We start from the raw sequence: 25868 nt of genomic DNA on the forward strand, positions 1-25868 counted from the left end.
CAATTTATCCTCTGCTGGTTAGAAATTGCAGGTTTCAATTTCAGTGACCCGTAGCGTGTTTACCATTCCTTTGTCTTTAATGGGCATTGCAGCTAAACTTATTAGCATATCTCCCACATCCAAAAATCCTTTTTTACAGGCAATTTGGTTAACATCATCAATGGTCTCGTCTGTGGAAACGTAGCGATCATAATAAAAAGCCTTAACTCCCCATAACAGATTCAACTGGGTAAGAATTCTCCTGTTTGAAGTAAACACAAGAATATGGGCGCTTGGTCTCCATGCCGAAATTTGAAAAGCGGTATACCCACTATTTGTCAAAGTGGAAATTGCCTTAGCTTGAATTTCATTTGCCATAATGGCGGCATGGTAACAAACGGACTTTGTAATATATCTTTTGGTACGAATATGAGGTGGGGTTTGCGGAACACTGATCAAATTTGAGCCTTCCACACTTTCCAAAATACTTGACATTTTCTCAATCACCTGAACAGGATAATTTCCAACCGAGGTTTCACCAGAGAGCATTACCGCATCGGCTCCGTCCATTACAGAATTGGCAACATCGTTTACCTCTGCCCTGGTCGGAGTTAAACTTGTAATCATGGTCTCCATCATTTGGGTAGCGATGATCACAGGTATCCGGGCTTTTTTGGCTCTTAGCACCAATTGTTTTTGAATCAATGGAACTTCGTGTGCTGCAACTTCCACACCTAAATCTCCCCTTGCGACCATCAACCCATCGCAGTACGCTACAATTTTATCAATGTTATCTACCGCTTCGGGTTTTTCAATTTTTGCAATGATCGGAATCTTATGCTCTGTATGTTTGCTTATCAGATTCTGAAGGTCCATAAGATCTTGGCTGTGACGCACAAAAGAGAGCGCCATCCAGTCTACTTCTTGACTAATGGCAAATATGGCATCTTTGACGTCTTTTTCCGTAAGTGCTGGTAAAGAAATAGCTGTGTTGGGAAGGTTTACTCCTTTTTTTGATTTTAAGGGGCCACCTTGAATCACGGTAGCCTTAACCTCGTCTTTCCCGTTGGTTGACTTAACTTCAAAAATCAATTTTCCGTCATCCAATAAAATACGCTCTCCTGATTTCACATCCCTAGGAAAACTGGAATAGTTCATATATACCCTTTGGGCACTGCCCTCAAAAGGTTCTCCGGTGGCAAAAGTAATCTCATCACCAGGTGCCACCACGGCTTCACCGCCCATAACTCCAACTCTCAATTTTGGACCTTGCAGGTCGGCTAGAATGGATGTATTTACCTCCATTTCTTCATTGAGTTCCCTAATTATTTTGATTCTCTTGGCCACATCATCATGTGATGCGTGAGAGAAATTAATTCGAAAAACATCAACCCCTGCCTCAATCATCTTCCTGAGTACCTCCTTGGTACTTGTTGCTGGTCCTAATGTTGCTAATATTTTGGTCTTTTTCCTACTTGGCATTACTAAAAGATTAAGTTTCTTTTCGATTTTAAAGTTTGTGCATTAAGCCGATAGGCGGTAACTACACTTGGTATTTTGTTTATTGACCTTACATATGGGTCAATGGACAATTCGCAGCCCGCATCCACTTTCAAAAAATAATCTACCTCCCTTTTTTCCTTGATCAAATAATCCGTTCTTACGGAAGTGTTTGTTTCGAATAATCCGGTGGAGGGCATTATTTCCATAATTGCACACTTATTGGCAATGAGTGTCCAATAGTTATCGCTTAGGGCATCTTCCCATTCAAAAATTGAAAACGAAAGGCTTTGGTTTAATTCAAGGTCGTTTTTCAGGCGTTTTAAATGTAATTCGCAAATGGAATTAATCGCATATCCCATGGCGTAGTCTTCCAAACCACAATGAATGGCAATGAGCTGAAAATTATCATCATAAAAGTCAGCAGATATCTTGTGCGTTGTCAACATGAGCAAAAAGCGAACCGTAAATATACTCTTAATACCTTTTCTAGCCTAGTTCAAAGAAAACTATACACCAACAAAAGCCAACGAAAACGTTTGAGTTTACACTTATTTAATGCTATGGATTTTCAATTTTGCTCTGGAGTGCAAAATATGCTCTTTTTGAAGCTTTTTCTTCGGCCTTCTTTTTGGAAGTGGCGCGGGCCTTTGCAGTAATCTTATCTCCTATGGTGAGTTTTACGGCAAAATGTTTAAGCTCATCATTACCTGTATCTTCATAAACATCGTAATGGAATGTTTTCTTCTGTTTCTGACACCACTCTATGACCAGGCTTTTGTAACTAATCACCTTACCCTCCAATTGCTCAATGTCTACATAAGGGGTTATCACTCTAGCATTGATGAATTTTTCGCAATACTGGTACCCTCTGTCCAAATAAATGGCTCCTACCAATGCTTCAAACACATTACCATGGATATTTTCCCCGAAATGGGATTTTGGGATTCTACTTTCCACATAATTTAAAAGTTTCAAATCCTTGCCCAACTCATTCAGGTGCTTTCTGCTTACAATTTTGGAGCGCATTTTGGTAAGATATCCCTCATCTCCTTCGGGCACTTCGTTATATAAGTGTTTGGAAATGATAGTTCCCAGCATGGCGTCTCCCAAAAATTCCAATCTTTCGTAGTTCATGGGGTTTCCACGGGCATCTCTTTTGTTAACAGAACGATGTAAAAAAGCTTTTTTGTAGATATCAATATCCTTTGGCTTAAAGCCAAGGATTTGCTTTATCCCCCAAAAAAAATCCCCATCCGTTTTCGGATGGGAATTAAATATTTTGGAAGTAAATTTCATTTCTTACAATCTACCCTATTTTTCTAAACAACACGCATGCATTGTGCCCGCCAAATCCAAAGGTGTTGCTCATTGCTACGTTTACTTCCCGTTTCTGTGCCTTGTTAAGGGTCAGATTTAAGGAAGGGTCTATATTTTCATCCACAACACTATGGTTAATGGTCGGTGGTACCAAACTGTGTTCCATGGCCAAAATGGAAGCAATGGCTTCAATGGCTCCTGCTGCACCCAATAAGTGCCCAGTCATGGATTTGGTTGAATTGATATTGATATTTGGAGCATGTGTGCCAAACACCTTGGATATTGCCTTTAATTCAGCAACATCGCCAAGAGGGGTTGAGGTTCCATGCGTATTTATCGCATCTACATCTTCTGGATTAAGGCCGGCATTCTGCAAACAGTTTTCCATTACCTTCACTACACCTATCCCTTCGGGATGGGGGGCGGTCATATGGTGGGCATCGCTAGAAAGACCTCCACCCAAAACTTCGGCGTAAATTTTTGCTCCACGTGCTTTAGCATGTTCGTATTCCTCAAGAATTAGGGCTCCTGCCCCTTCTCCCAAAACAAAACCATCTCTGGTTGCATCGAAAGGTCTTGAAGCAGATTCCGGACTTTCATTTCGTGTAGACAATGCGTGCATGGCATTAAATCCACCCATACCAGCTATGGTCACGGCAGCTTCACTACCTCCGGTAACAATAATGTCGCAATGACCCAGTCTAATATAATTGAGGGCATCTATCATTGCATTGGCTGATGATGCACAGGCAGAAACCGTTGTATAGTTCGGGCCCATAAATCCATGCTTAATGGAAATATTACCCGGTGCGATGTCCGCAATCATTTTTGGAATAAAGAAAGGATTGAACCTTGGTGTTCCATCACCTGCGGCATAACCAATCATTTCATTTTGGAAAGTTTCAAGCCCTCCAATACCGGCTCCCCAAACAACACCTACCCTGAACTTGTCAACCTTTTCTAGGTCAAGTCCTGAGTTTTTAATCGCCTCATCCGAAGAAACTAGGGCATACTGAGCAAACCTGTCCAGCTTCCTGGCTTCTTTTCTATCAAAAAAGTCTTGAGGCTCATAGCCTTTGAGTTCACAAGCAAACTTGGTCTTGAACTTTTCGGTATCGAAGTAAGTAATGGGAGCGCAACCGCTCTTGCCATTCTTAAGTCCTTCCCAATAAGCCTCTAAATTGTTACCAATGGGTGTAAGTGCGCCCATTCCGGTAACCACTACTCGCTTTAACTGCATTGAACTGTTTTTTACCCTTTAGTACCTAAATTAAAAAAAAATTATCCATGCGATGATCATCACATGGATAATTTAAAATCTTTAGTAAAATATCATGTATATTACTTCGCTTCTTCTATATAGCTAATGGCTTGACCAACAGTTGCAATGTTTTCTGCTTGATCATCAGGGATTTGAATGTCGAATTCTTTTTCAAACTCCATGATAAGCTCAACAGTATCCAAGGAATCCGCCCCTAAATCGTTGGTAAAGCTAGCCTCAGCTACTACTTCATTTTCATCTACACCTAGTTTATCAACGATGATAGCCTTTACTCTTGATGCAATGTCTGACATAATTATATCGGTTTTAAAAATTTAATCGTTGGCAAAAATATAAAACTTTGGATTAAATACACCATTTGTCGATAAAATGTGCCTTAAATTAAACATCTTATGGTTCAGTACATTACTTTAGCCCTATAAAGTCAGTCCTAAATTGAATCTATTTTCACAGAATGAAACGAGTTGTAATATTAGCTTCGGGCAGTGGTTCAAATGCTGAAAATATCTTCTCTTATTTCAAGAGGGGCAGTACGGCCGAGGTTGTTGCGATACTAACCAACAAGAAAACCGCCAAAGTTTTGGAAAGGTGTGAAAGGCTGGGAATACCTGCTTATTATTTTAACCGGGAGGCATTTTCAGGCTCCGATAATTTTGTTGAGGTAATTAAAGGTTTGAAACCCGATTTGATCGTCTTGGCAGGGTTTTTATGGAAAATTCCCATTCCACTCATCAATGCTTTTTCCAATAAGATCATTAATATACATCCTGCCCTATTACCAAAATATGGAGGAAAAGGAATGTATGGAAACAAAGTGCACCAGGCCGTAAAAGAAAATTCTGATCCAGAAACCGGCATCTCCATACATTATGTAAATGAGAATTATGATGAAGGTGCAATCATATTTCAAGCCAAAACAAGGGTCGAGTCTTCAGATAGTGTAGATGATATTGCAAAAAAAGTGCATCAATTAGAATATGAACATTTTCCAAAAGTCATTGAAAAACTTCTGACGTAATATGGGCGCCAAGAAAAAGTTTTATGTAGTCTGGAAAGGCAAACACCCAGGAATTTACGAGACTTGGGCCGATTGCAAAGCGCAAATTGAAGGCTTCAAAGGCGCACAATACAAATCCTTTCCAGAATTTAAAGAAGCCAAAAAGGCCTTTAACAGTAATTATCTGGAGTATAAGGGCAAGTCCAAAAAGAAGAAAGAGTTATCTCCCGAAGAGCTTTTAAAAATAGGAGAGCCCAATTACAATTCTATTTCGGTGGATGCCGCTTCAAGCGGAAACCCAGGTAAAATGGAATACCAGGGTGTTGATACCAAATCAAAGAAAGTCCTTTTTAAGCAGGGACCTTTTGAACAAGGAACCAACAATATTGGCGAATTTTTGGCCCTTGTGCACGGACTTGCTTTTTTAAAAAGCAAAAACAGCAATCGCATCATTTATTCCGATTCTAGAATAGCAATAGGCTGGGTGAGAAAGAAAAAATGCGGTACCAAACTGAAGAAAAATGCTAAAAATGCCAATGTTTTTGAACTTATTGCAAGAGCTGAGGAATGGCTTAAAAAAAATCGTTTCAACACGCCAATTGTAAAATGGGAAACGGGTGCTTGGGGAGAAATTCCTGCTGACTTCGGCAGAAAATAAGTCTAGAGAATCTGGTTTTCCAACTATTATCTTAAAAACAGTCACAGTTGCTATAAATGGAATAGCTAAAGTGTATATTTGCAGCAAATTTTAGTGGATGGGCAAATTGTTGATTGTTGGAAGTGTGGCCTTTGATGACATTGAAACCCCTTTTGGCAAGAGCGATAAAATACTAGGTGGTGCAGGAACCTTTATTGGTTTGGCCGCTTCGCAGTTTGAAGTAAAATCTGCCGTGGTGTCGGTTGTTGGGGATGATTTTCCTCAAAATTATATCGACCTTTTTACCGAGCGAGACATCGATGTTTCGGGAATTGAAATTGTAAAAGGTGGGAAGACCTTCTACTGGAAAGGGAAGTATCATAATGACCTTAACTCTAGGGACACCTTGATCACCGAACTTAATACCATGGCCAATTTCAATCCGGTAGTTCCTGATGAGTTCACAGATGCCGATGTGGTCATGCTCGGAAACCTTCATCCCGATATTCAGACCGGAGTAATAGATCAACTCAAAAAACGACCAAAATTAATCATAGCAGACACTATGAACTTTTGGATGAACAACACTTGGGATGAATTAATGAAGGTTATTGAGCGCATAGACGTACTTACGATAAATGATGAGGAGGCCCGTCAGTTGACCAATGAGCATTCACTGCTAAAGGCCGCTGCAAAAATTCAGGAAATGGGACCTAAATATGTGGTCATAAAAAAAGGGGAGCACGGTGCACTCTTATTTCATAAGGACCATATTTTCTTTGCTCCTGCATTGCCTTTGGAAGAAGTTTTTGATCCAACCGGAGCCGGGGATACTTTTGCAGGTGGATTTGCCGGTTATTTGGCCGAAACCAAAAATATTTCGTTTGAAAGTATGAAAAATGCCATCATACATGGCTCCAATCTAGCATCGTTCTGTGTGGAAAAATTTGGAACGGAACGAATGTTGACACTGAAAAAGCAAGAAGTGGACAACCGCTTGTTACAATTTAAAGAATTGACACAATTCAATATAGAATTAACGTAAATACCTGCCCTGATATATCGGGGCTTTTTTATTTTGGTTTGTTATGAGTGACGCAATTAAGCACGAATGCGGAATATCAATGATCCGTTTGCTTAAACCTCTTGAATACTACAAGGAAAAGTACGGCACCGCTTTTTATGGTGTAAACAAAATGTACCTGATGATGGAAAAGCAGCACAACCGGGGTCAAGATGGTGCCGGTTTTGCAAGCATTAAGCTCGACATGAATGCTGGGGAGCGATACATGAGTAGGGTACGTTCTGCGCAACAGCAACCCATTCAAGATATCTTTGCCCAAATCAATCATCGTATAAACGCTGCCATAACGGAAAACCCCGAGTACGAGAACGATGTTGCTTTGCAAAAAAAGAACATCCCTTATATCGGAGAGTTACTCATGGGTCATGTAAGGTATGGTACCTTTGGGAAAAATAGCATTGAGAATGTTCATCCTTTTCTACGCCAGAACAATTGGATGCACCGTAATCTTATCGTTTCTGGAAACTTTAACCTGACCAATGTACATGAGCTTTTCAACAATTTAGTGGAGCTAGGACAACATCCAAAGGAATTAGCCGATACCGTTACAGTAATGGAAAAAATTGGCCATTTTCTTGATGATGCGGTGGCCAAACTCTATAAGCAAATCAAGAAGGAGGGTTACAATAAAAGGGAAGCATCACCATTGATCGCAGAACGATTGAATGTTGCCAAAATCCTTAGAAAATCATCCAAGAATTGGGATGGGGGCTACACCATGGGAGGTCTATTAGGCCATGGCGACGGCTTTGTGGTAAGAGATCCAGCGGGTATTCGTCCCGCATACTATTATAAGGATGACGAAATTGTGGTCGTTGCCTCAGAGCGACCTGTTATTCAAACCGTTTTTAATGTTTCTTATGAAGATGTTCATGAGCTGGATCCCGGACATGCTTTGATCATCAAGAAAAATGGTAGCACCCATTTTGAGCAAATCAAAGAACCGGTAGAGCGAAAAGCATGTTCTTTTGAACGGATCTATTTTTCCAGAGGTAGCGATAAAGAAATTTATCAAGAAAGAAAAATGCTGGGAAAGCTTGTATTCCCTCAAATTTTAAAATCTATAGACGGTGATTTGAGCAATACCGTTTTCTCCTATATTCCCAATACGGCCGAAACTTCTTTTTTCGGAATGGTGAAAGAGGCTCAAAATTTTCTTAACAAACTTAAAGAAGAGCAAATTTTGGCCATGGGTCCTAACATTACGGGGGAGGAACTTCACAAGATTTTGGACGTACGCCCTCGAATTGAGAAAGTGGCCATCAAAGATGCGAAGCTCAGAACATTTATTACACAAGATAGTAGTAGGGACGATTTGGTGACCCATGTCTATGACATCTCGTATGGATCGGTTGAAGAAAATGACAACTTGGTCATTATAGACGATAGTATTGTACGAGGGACCACCCTTAAAAAGAGCATCCTTAAGATTCTTGACAGGCTGTCTCCCAAAAAAATAATTGTGGTTTCCTCTGCCCCACAGATACGATATCCTGATTGCTATGGAATTGATATGGCCAAGTTGGAAGACTTTGTTGCATTTAAAGCTGCCCAGGCGCTACATGAAGAACATGGGACTACCCACATTATCAAAGAAATCTACGAAAAATGCCTTACGCAAACTGAAACCGAGGACACGGAAGTGGTCAATTATGTAAAAGAATTTTATAAACCTTTTACGGCCCATCAAATTTCAAAAAAGATTGCGCAGATATTAAGTCCGAAGGGAATAAAAGCAGAAGTGGATATTATCTACCAGAGCATTGAGAGCCTTCATGAAGCCTGTCCAAAAAATCTTGGCGATTGGTACTTCACAGGAAACTATCCAACCCCTGGCGGTAATAGGGTGGTAAATAGGGCCTTTATTAACTTTTACGAGGGCAAAAATCAAAGAGCTTATTAATTAATTTCTGTTCGGAAAAATCAATAGTGCATTTCATCGATGATATATGCAGGTTATCGGCTTTTTGTACAATAGGCAAATGTCGAGCCTACTTTAGTATTGCCATAGCATAAGTAGGTTAAGTTCATGGTAAGATTTGGGGCAAAAAAGGTGGAAGCTATTCCACCTTTTTTATTTTATAGTAATCCAACAACACATCCTCGTAATCCTTTTCCTTAATAATAGTACTCCCACCCGACAAGGTTGGCAATTCAACCAAATAAAAGGGGTTTCATCTAAAAGCTTTTCTAATAAACCCGGCCTTGGCTTACATTTGGAGGACCATAGCATAAGTAGGTTAAGTTCATGGTAAGATTTGGGGAAAGAAGGCGGAGGCAACTCCGCCTTCTTTATGTTTGAACCCCAACCATTTATCTGATTTCCTTAGTCAAATTCAACTTTACTTTTATTTTTAAAAGCAAAAATTTCCTCAAAAACTTTTGTTATTTCTCACAATACCAGTAATTTAGTTTTGCCATAGCATAAGTAGGTTAAGTTTATGGTAAGATTTGGGACGAAAAGGGTGGGGGCTTCCCCGCCCTTTTCTATTATATTCATTTTATGAAATAAAAAGGCCGGGAACCTAATGGCGCCCGGCCTTTTTTAATGTTTGTTTTGACTTAACTACTTATTGGCCGCATAGTTTTCGGCTACCTTGCCCCAATTGATTACATTGAAGAATGCCGAAACGTATTCAGGTCTTCTATTTTGATAGTTCAAATAATATGCATGTTCCCAAACATCCAATCCTAAAACGGGATGTCCACCACAACCAATTCCAGGCATAATGGGATTGTCTTGATTAGGGGTTGAACAAATCTCTAGCTTACCCCCTTTGTGCACGCACAGCCATGCCCAACCAGATCCGAATCTAGTTCCGGCGGCAGCACTAAATTGCTCCTTGAAACCGTCGAAAGAGCCAAAAGCATCAACAATGGCCGAAGCCAAATCCCCACTTGGAGTTCCTCCTCCATTTGGTGACATCACTTCCCAAAACAAGCAATGGTTATAAAAACCACCACCGTTATTGCGAACCGCTCCGTTGGACATATCCATGTTGGAAAGGATATCCATAATTCCTTTTCCCTCTATATCTGTTCCAGCGATTGCGCCATTAAGTTTTGTGGTATATCCATTATGATGCTTGGTATGGTGTATTTCCATTGTTCTCGCATCTATATGTGGTTCCAAAGCATCGTATGCATAGGGCAATTTTGGTAATTCAAAAGCCATAATTGTTTTGTTTTTAAGTTATTAATCGTTCTGTAAAAATACGGTTTTAAGCTATATATTCCCGCAAATCATTGTTAAGTTCAGCAAGGTAATCCGTAATTTGCCATAAAAACTTTTGGAGGTTTCCAACTTTAAAATATACAACGCTTCGGCAGGCTCTGGCAAGACGTATACCTTGTCCAAAGCCTACCTTAAATTATTGTTGTCCGATGGCTCCCCCTTAAAGTTTAGGCAGATTTTGGCCATTACCTTTACCAATAAGGCGGTTGCGGAAATGAAAAGCCGTATTCTTCAAAATCTATATGATTTTGGTCGGACAGAAGATTTTGAAAACGGGAGTAGCTTGTTCCACAATCTGTGCAAAGAACTTTCACTAGAGCCGATCCAACTTCGGCAACGCGCCCAACTGGTGCTCAAAAGAATTTTGCACAACTATTCCTTTTTTGAGATTTCCACCATTGACAAGTTCAATCATAAAATCATAAAGACTTTTGCCCGGGATCTTCAGTTGGCACAGAATTTTGAAGTGGAACTGGATACCGAACTTCTGTTAGAACAGGCCGTAGGGCAATTACTGGAACGGGCAGGAACTGACGCGGAACTTACCGAAGTTTTAATTGCTTTCTCGCTTGAAAAAATCGATGACAATAAAAGCTGGAACATTGGTCGTGATCTTGTTGAGATAGGAAAGTTGCTCTTTCAGGAAAATCATTCCACACATATTGATAAGTTGCATTCAAAATCAATAAGTGAATTAAAGGATGTACAAAGGGGCATTCTTGCACAGATCAAGGAAATTGAAAAGAATGCCACTGAAAAAGCAATGACCGTTCTGGAAGAAATTCAAGATTTAGGTTTCATCCCAGATGATTTTCCAAGGCAAACGTTGCCCAACCACTTTAAAAAAATCATTGAAGAGGTATTCAATGTTAGAATTCTGTACAACAATAAGCTTGAACAAAACCTGAGTGAGAATAAAATTCTAAAAGCTAGCGATTCCAGGGATTCTTCGCATTTGTCCAGCACCATTCTCAAAAGCTATTCCAGCATTAAAAACAGCTTATACCAACGAGCGTATCTTAAAAACATTTATGGCAATATTGTGCCCTTAACGGTACTTAATGAAATTGCCAAAGAGGTAAAAAACATAGAGGATGAAAAAGACATCATCCCTATTTCAGCCATGAACTCTTTGTTGTCCAATGAAATAAAAAATCAGCCTGTTCCTTTTATTTATGAACGATTGGGAGAAAAATACCGGTACTATTTTATTGATGAATTTCAGGACACTTCCCGGATGCAATGGGAAAATTTGATTCCATTAATCGGGAATGCCCTTGAAAGTGAAAATGAAAAAAAGGAACATGGGACGCTTTTTTTGGTTGGAGATGTAAAACAGGCAATCTACCGTTGGCGAGGAGGAAGGGCAGAGCAATTCTTAAATTTACTGAATCAAAAACATCATCCTTTTGTAATACCTCCAAATGTCCGGACATTGGATACCAATTGGAGGAGTTACAGCGAAATTGTCAAATTCAATAACAGCTTCTTTACCACAATAGCTCCCTTTTTAAAAAATCCTGAATATCAAAATTTGTTTTTAGAGAGTGGGCAACAAAAACCAAATAACAAATTGGGTGGCTTTGTCCAACTATCCTTTTTGGACCATACATCGAAACATAAAAATGAGATGTATTGTTCCCAGGTGATGGAAGCCATAACAGAAGCCAAATCCAAAAACTATACGTACTCGGACATCTGCATTTTGGTCAGAAAAAATGAATATGGAATGCTTTTGGCCAATTTTCTTTCGGAAAACAATATCCCCGTAGTTTCCTCAGAATCATTATTGTTGAAAAACAGTGAGGTCGTTTCTTTTCTCATATCGCTATTGAAATTGATTGAAAATGAAATGGATAAGGAAGCTACTTATGAAGTTCTTTCATTTTTAGGAACGGAGGTCCCTGACAAACATGATTTCATCAAACAGCACATCAATAATATAAAAGGGTTTGTACAGAAAGATTATGGGTTTGATCTTCAATTGGTAAAAAGTCTCCCCACGCTCATCATTCTTGAATCGGCAATCGTTCAATTTGATTTGGCCCGAACGGCCTCCGCCCATGTCAATTTCTTAATGGATGAAGTATTGGAGGTTGAAAAAAAGGCAGGCCCTGGTGTCCATTCTTTTTTGAACCATTGGGATTTAAAAAAGCAAAGTCTTTCCTTGACAGCTCCAGAAGCAATAAATGCGGTAAAAATTATGACAGTTCACAAAGCTAAAGGCCTTGAATTCCCAATTGTCATATTCCCTTTTGCCAATATGTCGATTAACGGAACTGGAATTAAAAAGAAATCCTGGGTGGGCAAGACCAACAAGGAAGAAGATTTGGGCTTAGATGAGTTTTTGATCAATACCACGAAAGACATGCAATATTATAATGCAGATGCATCCGCCCTTTTTGAAGATGAAGCAAGCAAAACGGAATTGGACGCCCTTAATGTATTGTATGTTGCCCTAACGCGTGCTGAAAAGGGAATGTTCATTATCTCCGAGACCACCAAAAATATTTCACCTCTTGCCAAGGCGGTTTCCTATTCAGATCTATTCCAAAGTTATTTACAGGAAAGTAAAACTTCTAAAGATGAGAACGGCTTTTACACTTTTGGGGAACTTATGGGGCAAGATTCAACGTCCAGGGAGTCTTCGCTTAAAAATTTGACCATTCCATATATAACAAGACAGAAGGAAGGGAAACGCTTTGCCATTTCTACCAAATCCAGTCGATTATGGGACAATGAAAAGAGTGATGCCGTCAAAGCGGGGAACTTGATTCATTTTGCGCTAAGTTTGGTCAAAATTGCGGATGATGTTGCGAATGTTGTTGAACAATTAAGATCCCAAGGGCAATTAGAAGAAAAACAAGTGGATGATGTTTCCAAAATACTTAATGCGGTTGTAGAACATCCCAATTTAAAGCAGTACTATTCCCCATCCTTTGAGGCATTGAACGAGCAAGAAATCCTAACAACGGATGGTAAATCCATAAGGCCAGACAGATTGGTGATTTTAGACAATGAAATTACCATTATCGATTATAAAACCGGCAAACCAAGCCCTACCCACAAAGAACAGATTTTAACATATTCCCTAGCCTTACAAGGCATGGATTTTATCATAAAAGACGCCATAATTGTCTACATTGAACCCGAAATAAAACCCCTTTTTCTTTAAACAAATATTATGTACGGAAAAATCAAAGAACACCTCACAAAAGAACTTCAAGCCATACAAGAGGCAGGATTATTTAAAAAAGAGCGGATCATTACATCTCCTCAAGATGCAGTAATAAAAATTTCAACTGGCCAGGAAGTAATTAATTTCTGTGCCAATAACTATTTGGGGCTTTCGTCCCATCCTGATGTTATCCAAGCGGCCAAAGATACTTTGGATTCCCATGGTTTTGGAATGTCATCTGTACGATTCATATGTGGCACCCAGGACATCCATAAGGAGTTGGAACAGAAAATTGCCGATTTCTATGGAACGGAAGACACCATTCTTTATGCCGCTGCATTTGACGCCAACGGAGGTGTGTTTGAACCTTTGTTGACTGCAGAGGACGCGATAATCTCCGATTCTTTGAACCATGCCTCCATTATCGACGGAGTTAGACTTTGCAAGGCAAAAAGATATCGCTATGCAAACAATGACATGGCAGATTTGGAGGAGCAATTGAAACAAAGTCAAGAAGACAGTGCCCGATTTAAAATTATTGTTACCGATGGTGTTTTTTCCATGGATGGTCTTTTGGCTCCGCTTGATAAAATTTGCGATTTAGCGGACAAATATGACGCCCTGGTTATGATAGATGAGTGTCATTCCGCAGGATTCATTGGAGAAACCGGAAGAGGAACCTTGGAAGAAAAGGGGGTTATGGGCCGAATTGATATTATTACCGGCACATTGGGTAAAGCTCTTGGAGGTGCTATGGGAGGATACACAACGGGCAAAAAGGAAATCATTGAAATGCTACGGCAAAGATCACGCCCTTATTTATTTTCCAATTCACTGGCACCTGCAATTGTTGGTGCGTCGATCAAGGTTTTTGAAATGTTGGATACCGACACCTCACTACGTGATAAACTTCAGCAAAACACGGAATACTTTAAAAAAGGGATGAAAGCTGCAGGATTTGACATAATTGATGGGGATTCCGCAATCGTTCCCGTAATGTTATACGATGCCAAACTTTCGCAACAAATGGCAGACTTGTTATTAGAGGAGGGCATATATGTCATCGGTTTCTTCTATCCTGTGGTCCCAAAGGGTAAGGCACGAATTAGGGTACAGTTGTCCGCAGCACATGAAAAGCATCATTTAGATCAAGCGGTAAATGCGTTTATTAAGGTGGGTAAAGCCCTCAAAATCGTTGAACTGCAATAAAAATCCTATATAATGCACCAAAAAAAAAGAAAATTTGATTTTGTTAATAAGTCTTAACAACTTACATTTGCTGCTGATAAACACTTAAACTTAAAATTTTGAGCATGAAACATCTTAGCAAATTATTGATTGTTGCCCTTGTTTTTTTGGGTTTTAACAATATACAAGCGCAAGACGAGAATAATCCATGGCAAGTTAGTTTCGGGGTAAACGCTATTGACTTTTACCCAACAAACGATGCTGACAACCTTGCTTCAAGTACTACGCTATTCGACGAGTACTTTAATGTTTCTGATCACTGGAACATCTTACCATCTGTTTCCTATGTAGCCGTATCCAAGTATATCGGTGATGGCTTTTCTGTTGGTGCAAGAGGTTCTTTGAACAGAATCGAAAACAATGGAGATTTGTCTGTTGACGATCTTTCTCACTACGCTGTAGATGGTACTTTAAAGTACAATTTCCTTAAAAACACTACAATCGATCCTTTTCTTGAGATAGGTGGTGGTTATACTTGGATTGATGAGATCGGTGCTGGTACTGTTAATGGTGGTATCGGTGCAAACATCTGGTTTTCAGAAAACATCGGTCTTACATTGCAAACTCAGTACAAGCATGCTTTCGAAGACTTTTTAATGCAACACTTCCAGCACATGGCAGGTATCACCATCAAATTTGGTGGAACTGATACTGACGGTGATGGTATTTACGATAAAGATGATGCTTGTCCAGAAGTTGCTGGATTGGAAGCTTTCAATGGTTGTCCTGATGCTGACGGAGATGGTATCGAAGACAGCAAAGATAGCTGCCCTAATGAAGCCGGTTCTAAAGAATTGAACGGTTGTCCTGATGCTGATGGCGATGGAATTGCCGATAAAGATGACGCTTGTCCTAGCGAAGCTGGTCTTGCTGCATTGAACGGATGTCCTGATGCTGACGGTGACGGTGTTGCCGATAAAGATGATCAGTGTCCTAACGAAGCTGGTCCTGCTGACAACAATGGATGCCCATGGCCAGATAGCGATGGTGACAGCGTTCTTGACAAAGACGATCAGTGTCCTCAAGTAGCTGGTACAGTTGCTAACAACGGTTGTCCAGAAGTAACAGAAGAAGTTCAGAAGCAATTGAACGATTACGCTAGAACTATCTTGTTTGATACTGGTAGATCTTCTATCAAAGCTGAGTCTACTTCAGTAATGGTTGATATCATCCAAATTTTGAATGAGTATCCTAACGCTAAGTTTACTGTTGAAGGTCACACTGATAGCGTAGGTAGTGCTAAATTGAACCAGTCACTTTCTGAAAAGAGAGCTAACTCAGTAAGAGATTTCTTGATTGACAAAGGAATATCTGCTGGTAGATTGACTGCAATCGGTTACGGTGAAGACAAGCCAATCGCTACCAACAACACAAGAGCTGGTAGAAAGCAAAACAGAAGAGTTGAAATCAACTTGATAAAATAATTAGAGAACAAAACGTTTTCTTTTCAAAAAAAGGCTCTGCAAATGCAGAGCCTTTTTTATTTTTAGTGCATGCATCAAAGCTTTCTAGCATACGTACTGGATAATTTACACCAAAAGGAAGTGTCTATTGAACAATGCACTTTCATCCTTCCCAGCAAACGTTCTGGAACATTCTTGAAAAAACATCTTTCTTCAAGGATTTCCAAAAATATTTTTGCCCCCCAAATTTTATCCATTGAGGACTTCATCGCCAACATTGCAGGTATTTCTACAACTTCCTCGATTGATCTATTATTATTGCTCTTTAAAGCATATAAAAAGACAAGGCTTAAAAGGCATGATGATTTCAATTCTTTTCTGAAATGGGGTCAAACCTTGATCCAGGATTTCAATGAAATTGACCGTTACCTTATTCCCGCCGATGACATACTAAATTATCTTTCGGCAATAAAAGATTTAAGCCATTGGTCCTTAAAAAGTGAAAAGACCGAATTGGTCCAAAACTATCTGCAGTTATGGAATCAACTAGAATTCCTTTATAACACCTTTACCGCTTCCCTTTTAGAAAAAAACAAAGGATACCAAGGCCTTGTCTATAAAACAGCAGTTGCAAATTTGGAAACCTATTCCGAAGACCATCAAACCAATTCCCTAATTTTTGTCGGCTTTAACGCCTTAAATACTGCAGAATCTAGAATAATTCAGCATTTATTGCACCAACCACAAAATCATATTTATTGGGATATCGATGCTCACTTTCTCAATGACAAAATACATGATGCCGGACTGTTTATTAGAGGCTATCAACAGGAATGGCCATATTATGATAAAAATGAAATTCTAGGTGTTCACAATAGTTTTCTTGACCCTAAGAAAATATCTATCACGGGAGTTCCCAAAAGTATTTCCCAAGCCAAATATGTTGGGAATTTGCTAAACACTATTGGAAATGACTCTCAAAACCAGCTGAAAAACACTGCTTTGGTACTTGCGGACGAAACCTTGTTGAATCCCATTCTTAAAGCCATACCCTCCAATATTGAAGAAGCCAACATCACCATGGGACTTTCACTAAATAAGACTGTACTTTATTCTTTTTTTATGTCCTTTCTTGAGCTTAACATATCAAAGACTGAAAGAGGATGGTTTTATACCGATGTTTTGGAATTTCTTTCTAACCCGTATACCTATAGTATTACCCAATCTGAAGAATTCGTCTTCCTAAAAAGTCTTTCGGTCGATATAAAGAAAAACAATTGGATATATCTAAATACCCCGATAATATCAAAATATAGTCCTTCTGGCCATGCTGTCAATACTATATTCCCCGAAAAAATTCCCTCGCCTTCCCAATGGATTGATAATTGCTTAGATCTAATCCAACACTTAAAATCATATTTTCAAACTTCAGACAATGCTTTGGAGCTTGAATATCTATATCGATTCTACGCCCTGTTCAATCAATTGCACGTACATCTTGAGGATGTTGATTTTATTACAAATTTAAAATCTCTAAAAAGTTTTTTTAAACAACTTGCTTCTGCCGAAACTTTGGACTTTATAGGGGAACCATTGTCCGGACTACAGATTATGGGAATGCTGGAAAGTAGAAATCTAGATTTTGAGACAGTGATATTAACATCAGTCAATGAGGGTATTCTTCCATCCGGAAAATCCAATAACTCCTTTATTCCTTTCGATGTAAAACGGGAATACGGCCTCCCCACGTATAAAGAAAAAGATGCTATCTATACATATCATTTTTACCGCCTAATTCAAAGGGCAAAGCATATTCATATCATCTATAATACAGAACCTGATGTATTGGAAGGGGGCGAAAAAAGTAGGTTGATTTCACAATTATTGACCGATGAAGCAATTGCTTCCTATATATCACATAACATTGCTTCTCCAGAGGTTAAAATAGCACCTTACAGTCCAGTAGAAGTTATTAAGACATTACTTCAAAAAGAAATAAAAACTCTGGCACAGACGGGTTTTTCGCCCACATCTTTGACTAATTATATAAGAAACCCTATAGATTTCTATAAGAGAAACATTCTCAAAATAAATGACACTGATGAAGTGGAGGAAAGTATTGCCGCCAATACCTTTGGAACCATCGTTCATGACAGTTTGGAGCAGTTGTACAGTCCTTTTTTAGATCAATTTTTGACTCCTGAAAAACTGTCCGAAGCAATTCTTTTGGTTCCAAACATCGTACAACAAAATTTTAAAAAACTATTACCGGGTGCAGACCTTAAAAAAGGCAGATTTCTTCTAGTTTTTAATGTAGTTATCAAATACCTAAAGAACTTTATTGAACTAGAAAAGAGTTCATTGACCAAACATCAAATTCGCATATTGGAACTGGAAAAAAAATATGAGGTTGAGTTGCATTTTAGTGGGTTGGGTTTTCCTGTCAAGCTCAAGGGTACTTTGGACCGTGTTGATGAAATCGATGGGGTAACCAGAATAGTGGATTATAAAACAGGAAGAGTTGATCCCAAAAATGTAAAGGTTTTAAACTGGGAAGAGTTGATTACCGATTACGACAAAAGCAAAGCTTTTCAATTGCTGTGCTACTCCCTGTTATTCACAAAAGAAAAAAATACCGTAGACCTCCTTGCAGGAATTTATTCTTTCAAAAACTTAGGACAAGGGTTTTTATCTTTTACTTCAGATGGCACTTCAATATCCTCAGAGACACTACGTACCTTTCAAACGTTCTTAGAAAAGCTTGTTCTTGAAATCTGTAATCCAAGCATTCCATTTACGGAAAAGGAAATCTAAATCATTTTAAATCCGGGCGTGTTGGGCGTACTTCTATTTTACTCGGTAATGTACGTGGATGCATATGTAACAAATCGACAACAAGCTTGCCTATATCCTCTGCCTGAATTTTCCATGCATCCTTCTCTGAAGGTTCGTTTCCATTAAACTGGGTTGCCACAGAACCGGGCATTATCGTTGTTACCTTAACATTATATTTTCGTAAATCTAGCATAGCTGCTTGGGTAAACCCAACCACTCCGAACTTTGTGGCGTTATATCCTGCTCCTTGGGCAAAAAAATTAGTCCCTGCCAAACTTGCCAAGGTCATATAATAACCTTCGGATGCCTTTAATGCCTCAACAGAGGCCTTCAAGGTATGGAACACTCCATTCAAGTTGGTATTGATCATTTGATGCCATTGGTCCTCTCCCATTTCATCAATTGGAGCAAAATGGCCTACTCCTGCGTTGGCCAACACCAAATCCAAACGGCCCCATTTGTTCATTATTTGGGTTATAGCATTCTCTTCATCGCTCATTACTGTAACATCTGAACAAATTCCGAGCACATTTTTATCTTCTTCAAGCATTTTTAAGGCTGCATCAACCCCTTTGTTCTTTCTTCCGCTAATGGCTACTTTCATTCCTTGCTGTAATAGGCATTTTGCTACGCCCAATCCAATTCCCTTTGTTCCTCCAGTTATGTAAGCGACTTTGCCTTTTAATTCCATAATTATAGCTTTAATTGTAAAAATCGGGAAATCTTTGGTATAAACTAAAAAACCATCCCTTTGGGATGGTTTTAGTGGAGAATACCGGAGTCGAACTAACAATCTCTTACCTATTCCAAACTTTAACAGCGTTCAACTAGAAGTCAGACAAGAACTGTTTATAAAAGCGTAAAAGTTAGGGGCTTTAAATTAATTCATATATCACCTTAAAGAGCTATTACCTATAGGTCGGTTTCCCATAGAGGAATACAACCTTTTGATAATCTTCAAATTAATTCGCTTTTACACAAATCATTGGGCAGAAAATTGTCCATCGACTGGCGTACATCATCCATTTTTTAACCCTCATTACCGCCTCATCTTTGTGTCATAAAATTAAGTTTAACAATTTTAAGTAATACACAATGAAAAATCTAGTTAGAACATTTGTAGTTTTTGCTACAGGAATTACCGGGGTATTTGCACAGTTACCCGAACCAGGATTTACTATTGATGAAAACACAGCAATAGTGATCACAGACCCACAAAACGATTTCTTAAGCCCTCAAGGTGTTGCCTGGGGAGCGGTTGGAGAAAGCGTAAAAGAAAACAACACCATCGAAAATTTGGAGACAATTTTCAAATTGGGAGAAAAGTACAACATCCCTGTTTTTGTTTCTCCCCATTACTACTACAAGCATGATCATGTTTGGAAGTTTGAAGGCGTGCTTGAGAAATTGATGCATAATATTAGCATGTTTGATCGTGGTGATCAATTGAACGTAGAAGGATTTGAAGGATCCGGAGCGGATTGGCTTCCCCGCTACAAAAAATATATTAATAGGGACAGAGTAGTGGTGACAAGTCCCCATAAGGTTTTTGGATCCGAATCCAATGATCTTGCCCTTCAATTAAGAAAACAGAAAATCGACAAAGTAATCTTAGCAGGAATGTCCGGAAATCTATGTGCCGAATCCCACATGAGAGAATTGGTCGAGAACGGTTTTGAGGTTGCCGTTGTGGGTGACGCCACTGCGTCTGCAAAATTACCTGGATTGGATGGTAATCAAGCTGCACAAACAAATTATAAAATGATTTCCAGCAAGGTATTTACCACAAACGATTTGGTAAAAGAGTTGAAGAAAAATAACATGAAGTAGATTGATGGTGAGGTTTGATGATACAAGGGGCTGAACACATGCTTGGCCCCTTGTTGATTCACCAGTAAAACTATCCAAACAAATCAGGGAAATTGTCCATTTACTTGTGATAATCCTCTATTTTATTTGACATAACAGCGTTGCAATTTTGTAATGTCAATAATGACAAAAAAAATTATATGATACGTTTAAATGCATTAGATCCAAAGGAAGCAACCGGAAGGTCTAAAGAATTATTTGATGGAATACAGGCCAAATTGGGAATGGTTCCTAACATGATGCGCACAATGGGAAATTCATCGGCGGTGCTAGAAGGCTACATTAACCTTAGCGATGCGTTGAGTAAAGGTACTTTGGGCGGAAAATTGGGAGAGCTCATTGCTTTGGCCGTAGCAGAAACTAATGCCTGCAACTATTGCTTATCGGCACATTCATTTATAGGTGAAAAATTGGTGCATATCGATACCAATTCCTTGAATGAGGCTAGAGAAGGAAGAAATAGTGATTCTAAGATTGAAGCTGCGCTGGTATTTGCTAAAACCTTGGTAAACAAAAGAGGTAGAGTTGGTGACTTAGATGTGGCAGTGCTAAAATCGGAGGGGTTCACCGATGGAGAAATTGGAGAAATTGTTGCTCATGTAGCTTTAAATATTCTAACCAATTATTTCAATAATACAGCAGCAACGGAGATTGATTTTCCGGTTGTGGAAACTAAACAAGTTTAATTAAAATCTAAAAACAGTAAACAATGAAAAAAGTAAAATTATTATTTATTCTGGCAGTGACCACAATAGTTGGTCACACCGCACAGGCACAAATAGCACCTGTGGATGCTAATGGAGTTGCAGTTGGAGGATACGATGTGGTATCCTATTTTTCAGGAGAGGCAAAACGTGGATTCGAGAACTTCTCGGCAAAACACGATGGAGTGACCTATTACTTTTACACGAAGGACAATAGAGCAACCTTTCAAAAATCACCAGAGAAGTATTTACCGCAATTTGGAGGGTATTGTGCCTGGGGTGTTGGGGCCAAAACCGCGAAATTTCCAACAGATCCAGAAACTTATGACATTGTAGATGGAAAACTGTACCTGTTTTTCAATGCTCCATTTAATGGAGAGCAATTCAATACGGTGCTGGATTGGAATTCGCGTACAACTGAACTTAAAAAGGCTGCACACAAAAACTGGCCAAAGGTTAGTATGGGCAAATAAATCATTACTTAGGGAAGCACGGTTATTGCTTGCTTCCCTTTCAACAAAAAAACGAACGAAATGGCAATAGAGAAAAAGTTTCCGTTACCACCATTTACCAAAGCTACCGCAAAAGAAAAAGTACAACTGGCAGAAATTGCATGGAACAGTCAAAATCCGGTAAAAGTATCAAAAGCCTATACCGTGGATACCGAATGGAGAAATAGATCAGAATTCATTAATGGGCGGGAAGAAGTTGTTTCTTTTTTAGATGAAAAATGGAAGAAAGAGCGTAACTATAAACTTAAGAAAGAACTTTGGGCATATACCGAAAATAAAATTGCCGTTCGTTTTGAGTATGAGTATCAAACAGAAGAAAATCAATGGTTTCGGGCATATGGAAATGAGAATTGGGAGTTTGATGAAAATGGACTAATGCAGAAACGTTATGCCAGCATCAATGATTTAAAAATAGACGAAGTAGATAGGAAATTATAATTGTAATTTTGGTTTATGAATATTTTTAACACGAACACCCTCATAAACGAACAGACTGGCAATTTGGCCTTTAAGCTTGCAAATTTTGAAGATAATGGGCAGTTTGATCATGTTAGAAGATTAAATTACTATTCTCTAATTTGGATCAAAAAGGGAAGCGGGACCGCTAAAATAGATCTTGCAGAATACGACTTTACCGCGGATACCCTGTTTGCCATAACTCCCTATCAACCGTTTATGTTTCAAGAAAAGGAAAAGCTGGAAGGTGTAGTATTGAATTTTCATCCAGATTTTTTTTGTATTCATAAGCATAATGAACAAGTGGCTTGTAATGGAATTCTTTTCAACAACATTTATAATCCCCCCGTGCTTTGTGTTACCGATGAAACCAGAGACCAATTTGAAATGTTGATCGCTCAAATGACAACAGAAGTACATAAAGCGGATTTGGCACAATATGAGTTGTTGGTTTCTTACTTAAAAATCTTTTTGATTACTGCTTCTAGGTCCAAAGCAAGTCAACAGCCAGAAGAACTGGAGGCACTTCCAGATAATCAGGAGCCTTTTATTCTCCAAAAATTGAAAAACCTTATTGAAACGCACTATAAGTCAAAACATTCCGCGGGAGAATATGCAGAATTATTGAATATTAGCCCAAAAGCATTGGCAAAGATTACTAAAAGCCATTTCAACAAGACGATGACCAATTTAATTTCGGAAAGAATCATCATTGAGGCTAAGCGAGAATTGTACCTTACCGATAAATCCGTTAAAGAAATTGCTTATAACTTAGGGTATGAGGACGAATATTATTTTAGTCGTTTCTTCAAGAACAATGCAGATATTTCTCCCAAAATCTACAGAGATACTGTAGGTTTTGCCCGGGCCAATGCCTAAAGTACTTTTCTGACAAAACGTTTTCATCACTTTTTGCAACCGTCCAATTGTATAATTTAGGACAGAAAGCATCTGCACTCAATTATAAATAATAGTATTATGAAATCAACAGTTGAGCACAAGGGGTTAGGTGTGCTTTTTGTTGAAGTCTATGAAACGCTAAAAGAAAGGATCTTACAAAATGGATTTTTGTTGTTACATGAAATTAATACGCAACAAATTGTATCCAGACATGGGATTACCATTCACCCCTTACGGCAATTCTTTTTTTTGAACCCAGATACATTGCTCAAATAATGACGGATGATTATTTGGCGATCAACGATATTCTTATGAAACTAGTTTTACAAGATATAGGTCACAAAAGAACAAGCATTAGCTTCCAAAATCCCACAAAAAACTTAAGTGACTATGATTTGGAGGAGGAGATGATAAATGAACTATTGAAACGGGTCCATCAGATTGTCAGTTTTCAGCTGTTTGGTCAATGTGGTCGATTTATGTAAAAGTTTAACGTGAATTGAAGAAATTTTCAAAAGTGTGCACAAGCTGTGCATTAACATGGATAAAAAAAGCCCTCACATTTGTGAAGGCTTATATTTATTAAGTGGAGAATACCGGAGTCGAACCGGTGACCTCTTGCCTGCCAGCAAGAGGATTTGCACACCAAACCGAATCAAGATAACATATAACTGACTATTTATCAGCACATTAATTAAAAATATATATTTATGATATTAAATAAAATCATCTATTTGCGTGCAAATTGCGTGCAAATTTTTTTCTACCTTTGACTGAGATGAACACCAATATAAAACTTTCTTTAGACACTCGCAGGAAGAAAAAAGATGCCTCCTATCCGATCATTTTACGATTGACACATTTTCGTAAAACCACCTCGATAAGTTTAGGGCAATCTGTTAGCAAAGAATATTGGGATGTTAAAAACGAAAAAATAAAAAGAGCTTTCAAAGGCACTTCGTCAGTTAGCAAATTGAATAATCTGCTTTTGAAAGAAAAAACCAGGGCTGTAGATATAATAAATGACCTACATGAAAAGGACGAACTCAACTTTTTATCAATTCTACAACTCAAAAATAAAATTGTAAAAACCTCCTCTTTTAAATCGTTTATTGAATATGGTAAATACATTATAGATGATTTAAAAAAGGCGGAACGTTTTGGAAATGCAAATACTTATTATGCAGTAATCAAGGTGTTAGAAAAATTTACCGCTGGAAATGATATCAAGTTCAACGAAGTCAATTATGACTTTCTTAAAAGATTTGAGAATTGGCACTATTCGAGGGGAAACTCCATAAATGCTCTTTCCACTTATATGAGGACGATTAAGGCAATTTTCAATAAGGCCATCAAATCAGATGTCGTTACTAGAGATGCTTATCCTTTTACCCATTACAGAATTAAAACCACTCCAACAGAAAAAAGAGCTCTTGATGCTGATAGTATTAAATCCATAATGCTTTTAAAGCTGAAAGAATCGGATAGCTTGTTTCACTATAGAAACTATTTCCTGGCTTCTTATATGTTATATGGAATCTCATTTATGGATTTGGCATTTCTGAAAGTTCAAAATATTGTTGATAACCGTCTTAAATTCCAGAGAAGAAAAACTTCCAAACCTTATGATATAGGTATTACTCCCCAGCTAAAGGAAATACTTTCATTTTATCTTGGCAACAAGGACAGATCTGACTTTATCTTTCCCATAGTCAAGAGAGGAATTTTTGAACTTCAGTACAAAGATGTTTTATGGGCCAGAAAAAGATATAATAAGGGACTTAAAGAGATTGCGGTTAAATGTAATATCGAGCAACGGTTGACATCTTATGTGTCCCGTCACAGTTTTGCCACCCAAGCCATGTTGCAAGATGTACCACTACAGGCAATTTCCGCAATGCTTGGCCACAATCGACTATCCACCACTCAAGTCTACCTGAAATCCTTGCCCAGCGAAATTTTGGATGATTACAATAAAAAGCTTGTTGAATTATAGATTGTTTTTACTTGTCCCATTTCTTACCTCTAAACTTTGCGCATAGTTCCTGTCGGGTTTTTGTAGCGTTCAGATAGATAAGCGTAAAACAAAAACACGATAGGGTGCAGCCTGCTTTTTGCCAGGCCGAAGGTATACCGAACAACGACCGAAAAGGGAGTTGGGGGTATAGCGAGAGGGTAGCACGGCAAGCCGGTGCTACGTTGTCCAATTTCCGGCCAAAAGGCCAATGAAATTAGGGATTTTGCCAGTTTGTTCTCATGAAATAATTTTTATTTTTTTACTATAAAAAGCCTGGCAACCCCTTAAAACATTGAAAAAATTTACAGTAATAATCTAAAAATTGTGCGCAAAGCAAAGGTATTTTTAAGCTAACCCCCATTGATAGACTGACCACTGTTTTCTAATCTGCATTTTTTGAAAATTGGTTCAAATCCTCTCTAAAGCCGCATAAACAAAGAAAAAAAATGACCCATTTTTGTTTTGAAATTGGACTTTTTCCTCGCTCAGGAGTATTAGTCCCTGGTAAGACCTGGGGCTTGCAGCGTGAAACTTTGTTTCACTCGCTTTTCATTTTGCGCTATTAAGCCATTTACTTATTCATAGTTTTCTTTACAAGTTATAGCCCAAAAGCATGGTGTACTCAAATCAAAAATATCACTGAATTAACTGTAAAAAATCCTATTACATCAAGAGCAAGGCCAAGTTGCTTTTTATTCAGGACACCTGCAAT

At 38.6% G+C, this 25868-nt stretch carries 22 protein-coding genes; 15 read left to right on the forward strand and 7 right to left on the reverse strand.

What is annotated here, in order from left to right:
- Positions 1-18 precede the first annotated feature (18 nt).
- The 5 genes from pyk to IAG46_RS09925 all read right to left on the reverse strand — a co-directional run bounded on the left by pyk (position 19) and on the right by IAG46_RS09925 (position 4374).
- Entirely contained in the window at positions 19-1461 is a 1443-nt protein-coding gene (gene pyk / locus IAG46_RS09905; protein WP_190810196.1) for a pyruvate kinase, read from the reverse strand.
- Between the two features lie 2 nt (positions 1462-1463).
- The gene (locus IAG46_RS09910; protein WP_190810197.1) at positions 1464-1928 is read right to left on the reverse strand and encodes an IPExxxVDY family protein; all 465 of its coding nucleotides are present in this window, start codon (positions 1926-1928) and stop codon (positions 1464-1466) included.
- Positions 1929-2040: 112 nt separating this feature from the next.
- Entirely contained in the window at positions 2041-2778 is a 738-nt protein-coding gene (gene rnc, locus IAG46_RS09915) for a ribonuclease III (protein WP_190810198.1), read from the reverse strand.
- Positions 2779-2788: 10 nt separating this feature from the next.
- On the reverse strand, positions 2789-4039 hold the full coding sequence (gene fabF / locus IAG46_RS09920) for a beta-ketoacyl-ACP synthase II (RefSeq protein ID WP_190810199.1): 1251 nt from the start codon (positions 4037-4039) through the stop codon (positions 2789-2791).
- Positions 4040-4140: 101 nt separating this feature from the next.
- Complete coding sequence (locus IAG46_RS09925; RefSeq protein WP_009778413.1) at positions 4141-4374, reverse strand: acyl carrier protein; 234 nt, start codon at positions 4372-4374, stop codon at positions 4141-4143.
- Between the two features lie 161 nt (positions 4375-4535).
- Between IAG46_RS09925 and IAG46_RS09930 the strand changes: the two genes are divergently transcribed.
- The 4 genes from IAG46_RS09930 (at position 4536) to IAG46_RS09945 (ending at position 8702) form a co-directional block, all read left to right on the forward strand.
- Positions 4536-5099 carry a phosphoribosylglycinamide formyltransferase gene (locus IAG46_RS09930; RefSeq protein WP_190810200.1) on the forward strand — a complete coding sequence of 188 codons (564 nt, stop codon included), beginning with the start codon at positions 4536-4538 and terminating at the stop codon, positions 5097-5099.
- Between the two features lies 1 nt (position 5100).
- Positions 5101-5736: a viroplasmin family protein gene (locus IAG46_RS09935; RefSeq protein ID WP_190810201.1), complete on the forward strand. Its 636-nt coding sequence runs from the start codon at positions 5101-5103 to the stop codon at positions 5734-5736.
- A 97-nt stretch (positions 5737-5833) separates the two neighbouring features.
- The gene (locus IAG46_RS09940; RefSeq protein ID WP_190810202.1) at positions 5834-6760 is read left to right on the forward strand and encodes a PfkB family carbohydrate kinase; all 927 of its coding nucleotides are present in this window, start codon (positions 5834-5836) and stop codon (positions 6758-6760) included.
- 43 nt (positions 6761-6803) lie between these two features.
- Positions 6804-8702, forward strand: a complete 1899-nt coding sequence (locus tag IAG46_RS09945; protein ID WP_190810203.1) for an amidophosphoribosyltransferase — start codon at positions 6804-6806, stop codon at positions 8700-8702.
- A 663-nt stretch (positions 8703-9365) separates the two neighbouring features.
- Here the strand turns inward: IAG46_RS09945 and IAG46_RS09950 are convergent.
- Positions 9366-9974: a superoxide dismutase gene (locus IAG46_RS09950; protein WP_190810204.1), complete on the reverse strand. Its 609-nt coding sequence runs from the start codon at positions 9972-9974 to the stop codon at positions 9366-9368.
- A 115-nt stretch (positions 9975-10089) separates the two neighbouring features.
- Between IAG46_RS09950 and IAG46_RS09955 the strand changes: the two genes are divergently transcribed.
- From IAG46_RS09955 to IAG46_RS09970, 4 genes are all read left to right on the forward strand, one after another.
- The gene (locus tag IAG46_RS09955) at positions 10090-13209 is read left to right on the forward strand and encodes an exodeoxyribonuclease V subunit beta (protein WP_190810205.1); all 3120 of its coding nucleotides are present in this window, start codon (positions 10090-10092) and stop codon (positions 13207-13209) included.
- A gap of 9 nt (positions 13210-13218) precedes the next feature.
- Positions 13219-14421 (forward strand): glycine C-acetyltransferase, encoded by a 1203-nt coding sequence (kbl, locus tag IAG46_RS09960; protein WP_190810206.1) that lies wholly within the window; start codon positions 13219-13221, stop codon positions 14419-14421.
- A gap of 104 nt (positions 14422-14525) precedes the next feature.
- Positions 14526-15884, forward strand: a complete 1359-nt coding sequence (locus tag IAG46_RS09965; RefSeq protein ID WP_190810207.1) for an OmpA family protein — start codon at positions 14526-14528, stop codon at positions 15882-15884.
- A 174-nt stretch (positions 15885-16058) separates the two neighbouring features.
- Entirely contained in the window at positions 16059-18677 is a 2619-nt protein-coding gene (locus IAG46_RS09970; RefSeq protein WP_223826646.1) for a PD-(D/E)XK nuclease family protein, read from the forward strand.
- 1 nt (position 18678) lies between these two features.
- Here IAG46_RS09970 and IAG46_RS09975 read toward each other — a convergent pair whose 3' ends face one another.
- Positions 18679-19389, reverse strand: a complete 711-nt coding sequence (locus IAG46_RS09975) for an SDR family oxidoreductase (RefSeq protein ID WP_190810209.1) — start codon at positions 19387-19389, stop codon at positions 18679-18681.
- A gap of 404 nt (positions 19390-19793) precedes the next feature.
- On the opposite strand from IAG46_RS09975, the gene IAG46_RS09980 reads away from it, so the two are divergent.
- The 7 genes from IAG46_RS09980 to IAG46_RS10010 all read left to right on the forward strand — a co-directional run bounded on the left by IAG46_RS09980 (position 19794) and on the right by IAG46_RS10010 (position 25135).
- A complete protein-coding gene (locus IAG46_RS09980) occupies positions 19794-20528 on the forward strand; it encodes a cysteine hydrolase (RefSeq protein WP_190810210.1) in 735 nt (244 codons plus the stop codon).
- Between the two features lie 179 nt (positions 20529-20707).
- Complete coding sequence (locus tag IAG46_RS09985) at positions 20708-21253, forward strand: carboxymuconolactone decarboxylase family protein (protein WP_190810211.1); 546 nt, start codon at positions 20708-20710, stop codon at positions 21251-21253.
- Positions 21254-21276: 23 nt separating this feature from the next.
- On the forward strand, positions 21277-21744 hold the full coding sequence (locus tag IAG46_RS09990; protein ID WP_190810212.1) for a YHS domain-containing (seleno)protein: 468 nt from the start codon (positions 21277-21279) through the stop codon (positions 21742-21744).
- A gap of 60 nt (positions 21745-21804) precedes the next feature.
- Entirely contained in the window at positions 21805-22221 is a 417-nt protein-coding gene (locus IAG46_RS09995; protein ID WP_223826647.1) for a nuclear transport factor 2 family protein, read from the forward strand.
- A gap of 15 nt (positions 22222-22236) precedes the next feature.
- Positions 22237-23118: a helix-turn-helix domain-containing protein gene (locus IAG46_RS10000; RefSeq protein ID WP_190810213.1), complete on the forward strand. Its 882-nt coding sequence runs from the start codon at positions 22237-22239 to the stop codon at positions 23116-23118.
- A 99-nt stretch (positions 23119-23217) separates the two neighbouring features.
- Positions 23218-23415, forward strand: a complete 198-nt coding sequence (locus tag IAG46_RS10005; protein ID WP_190810214.1) for a hypothetical protein — start codon at positions 23218-23220, stop codon at positions 23413-23415.
- A gap of 502 nt (positions 23416-23917) precedes the next feature.
- Positions 23918-25135: a site-specific integrase gene (locus IAG46_RS10010; protein WP_190810215.1), complete on the forward strand. Its 1218-nt coding sequence runs from the start codon at positions 23918-23920 to the stop codon at positions 25133-25135.
- Positions 25136-25868 lie beyond the last annotated feature (733 nt).

The sequence above is a fragment of the Flagellimonas sp. S3867 genome (assembly GCF_014698935.1).
In the GTDB taxonomy this organism is placed as follows: Bacteria; Bacteroidota; Bacteroidia; order Flavobacteriales; family Flavobacteriaceae; genus Flagellimonas.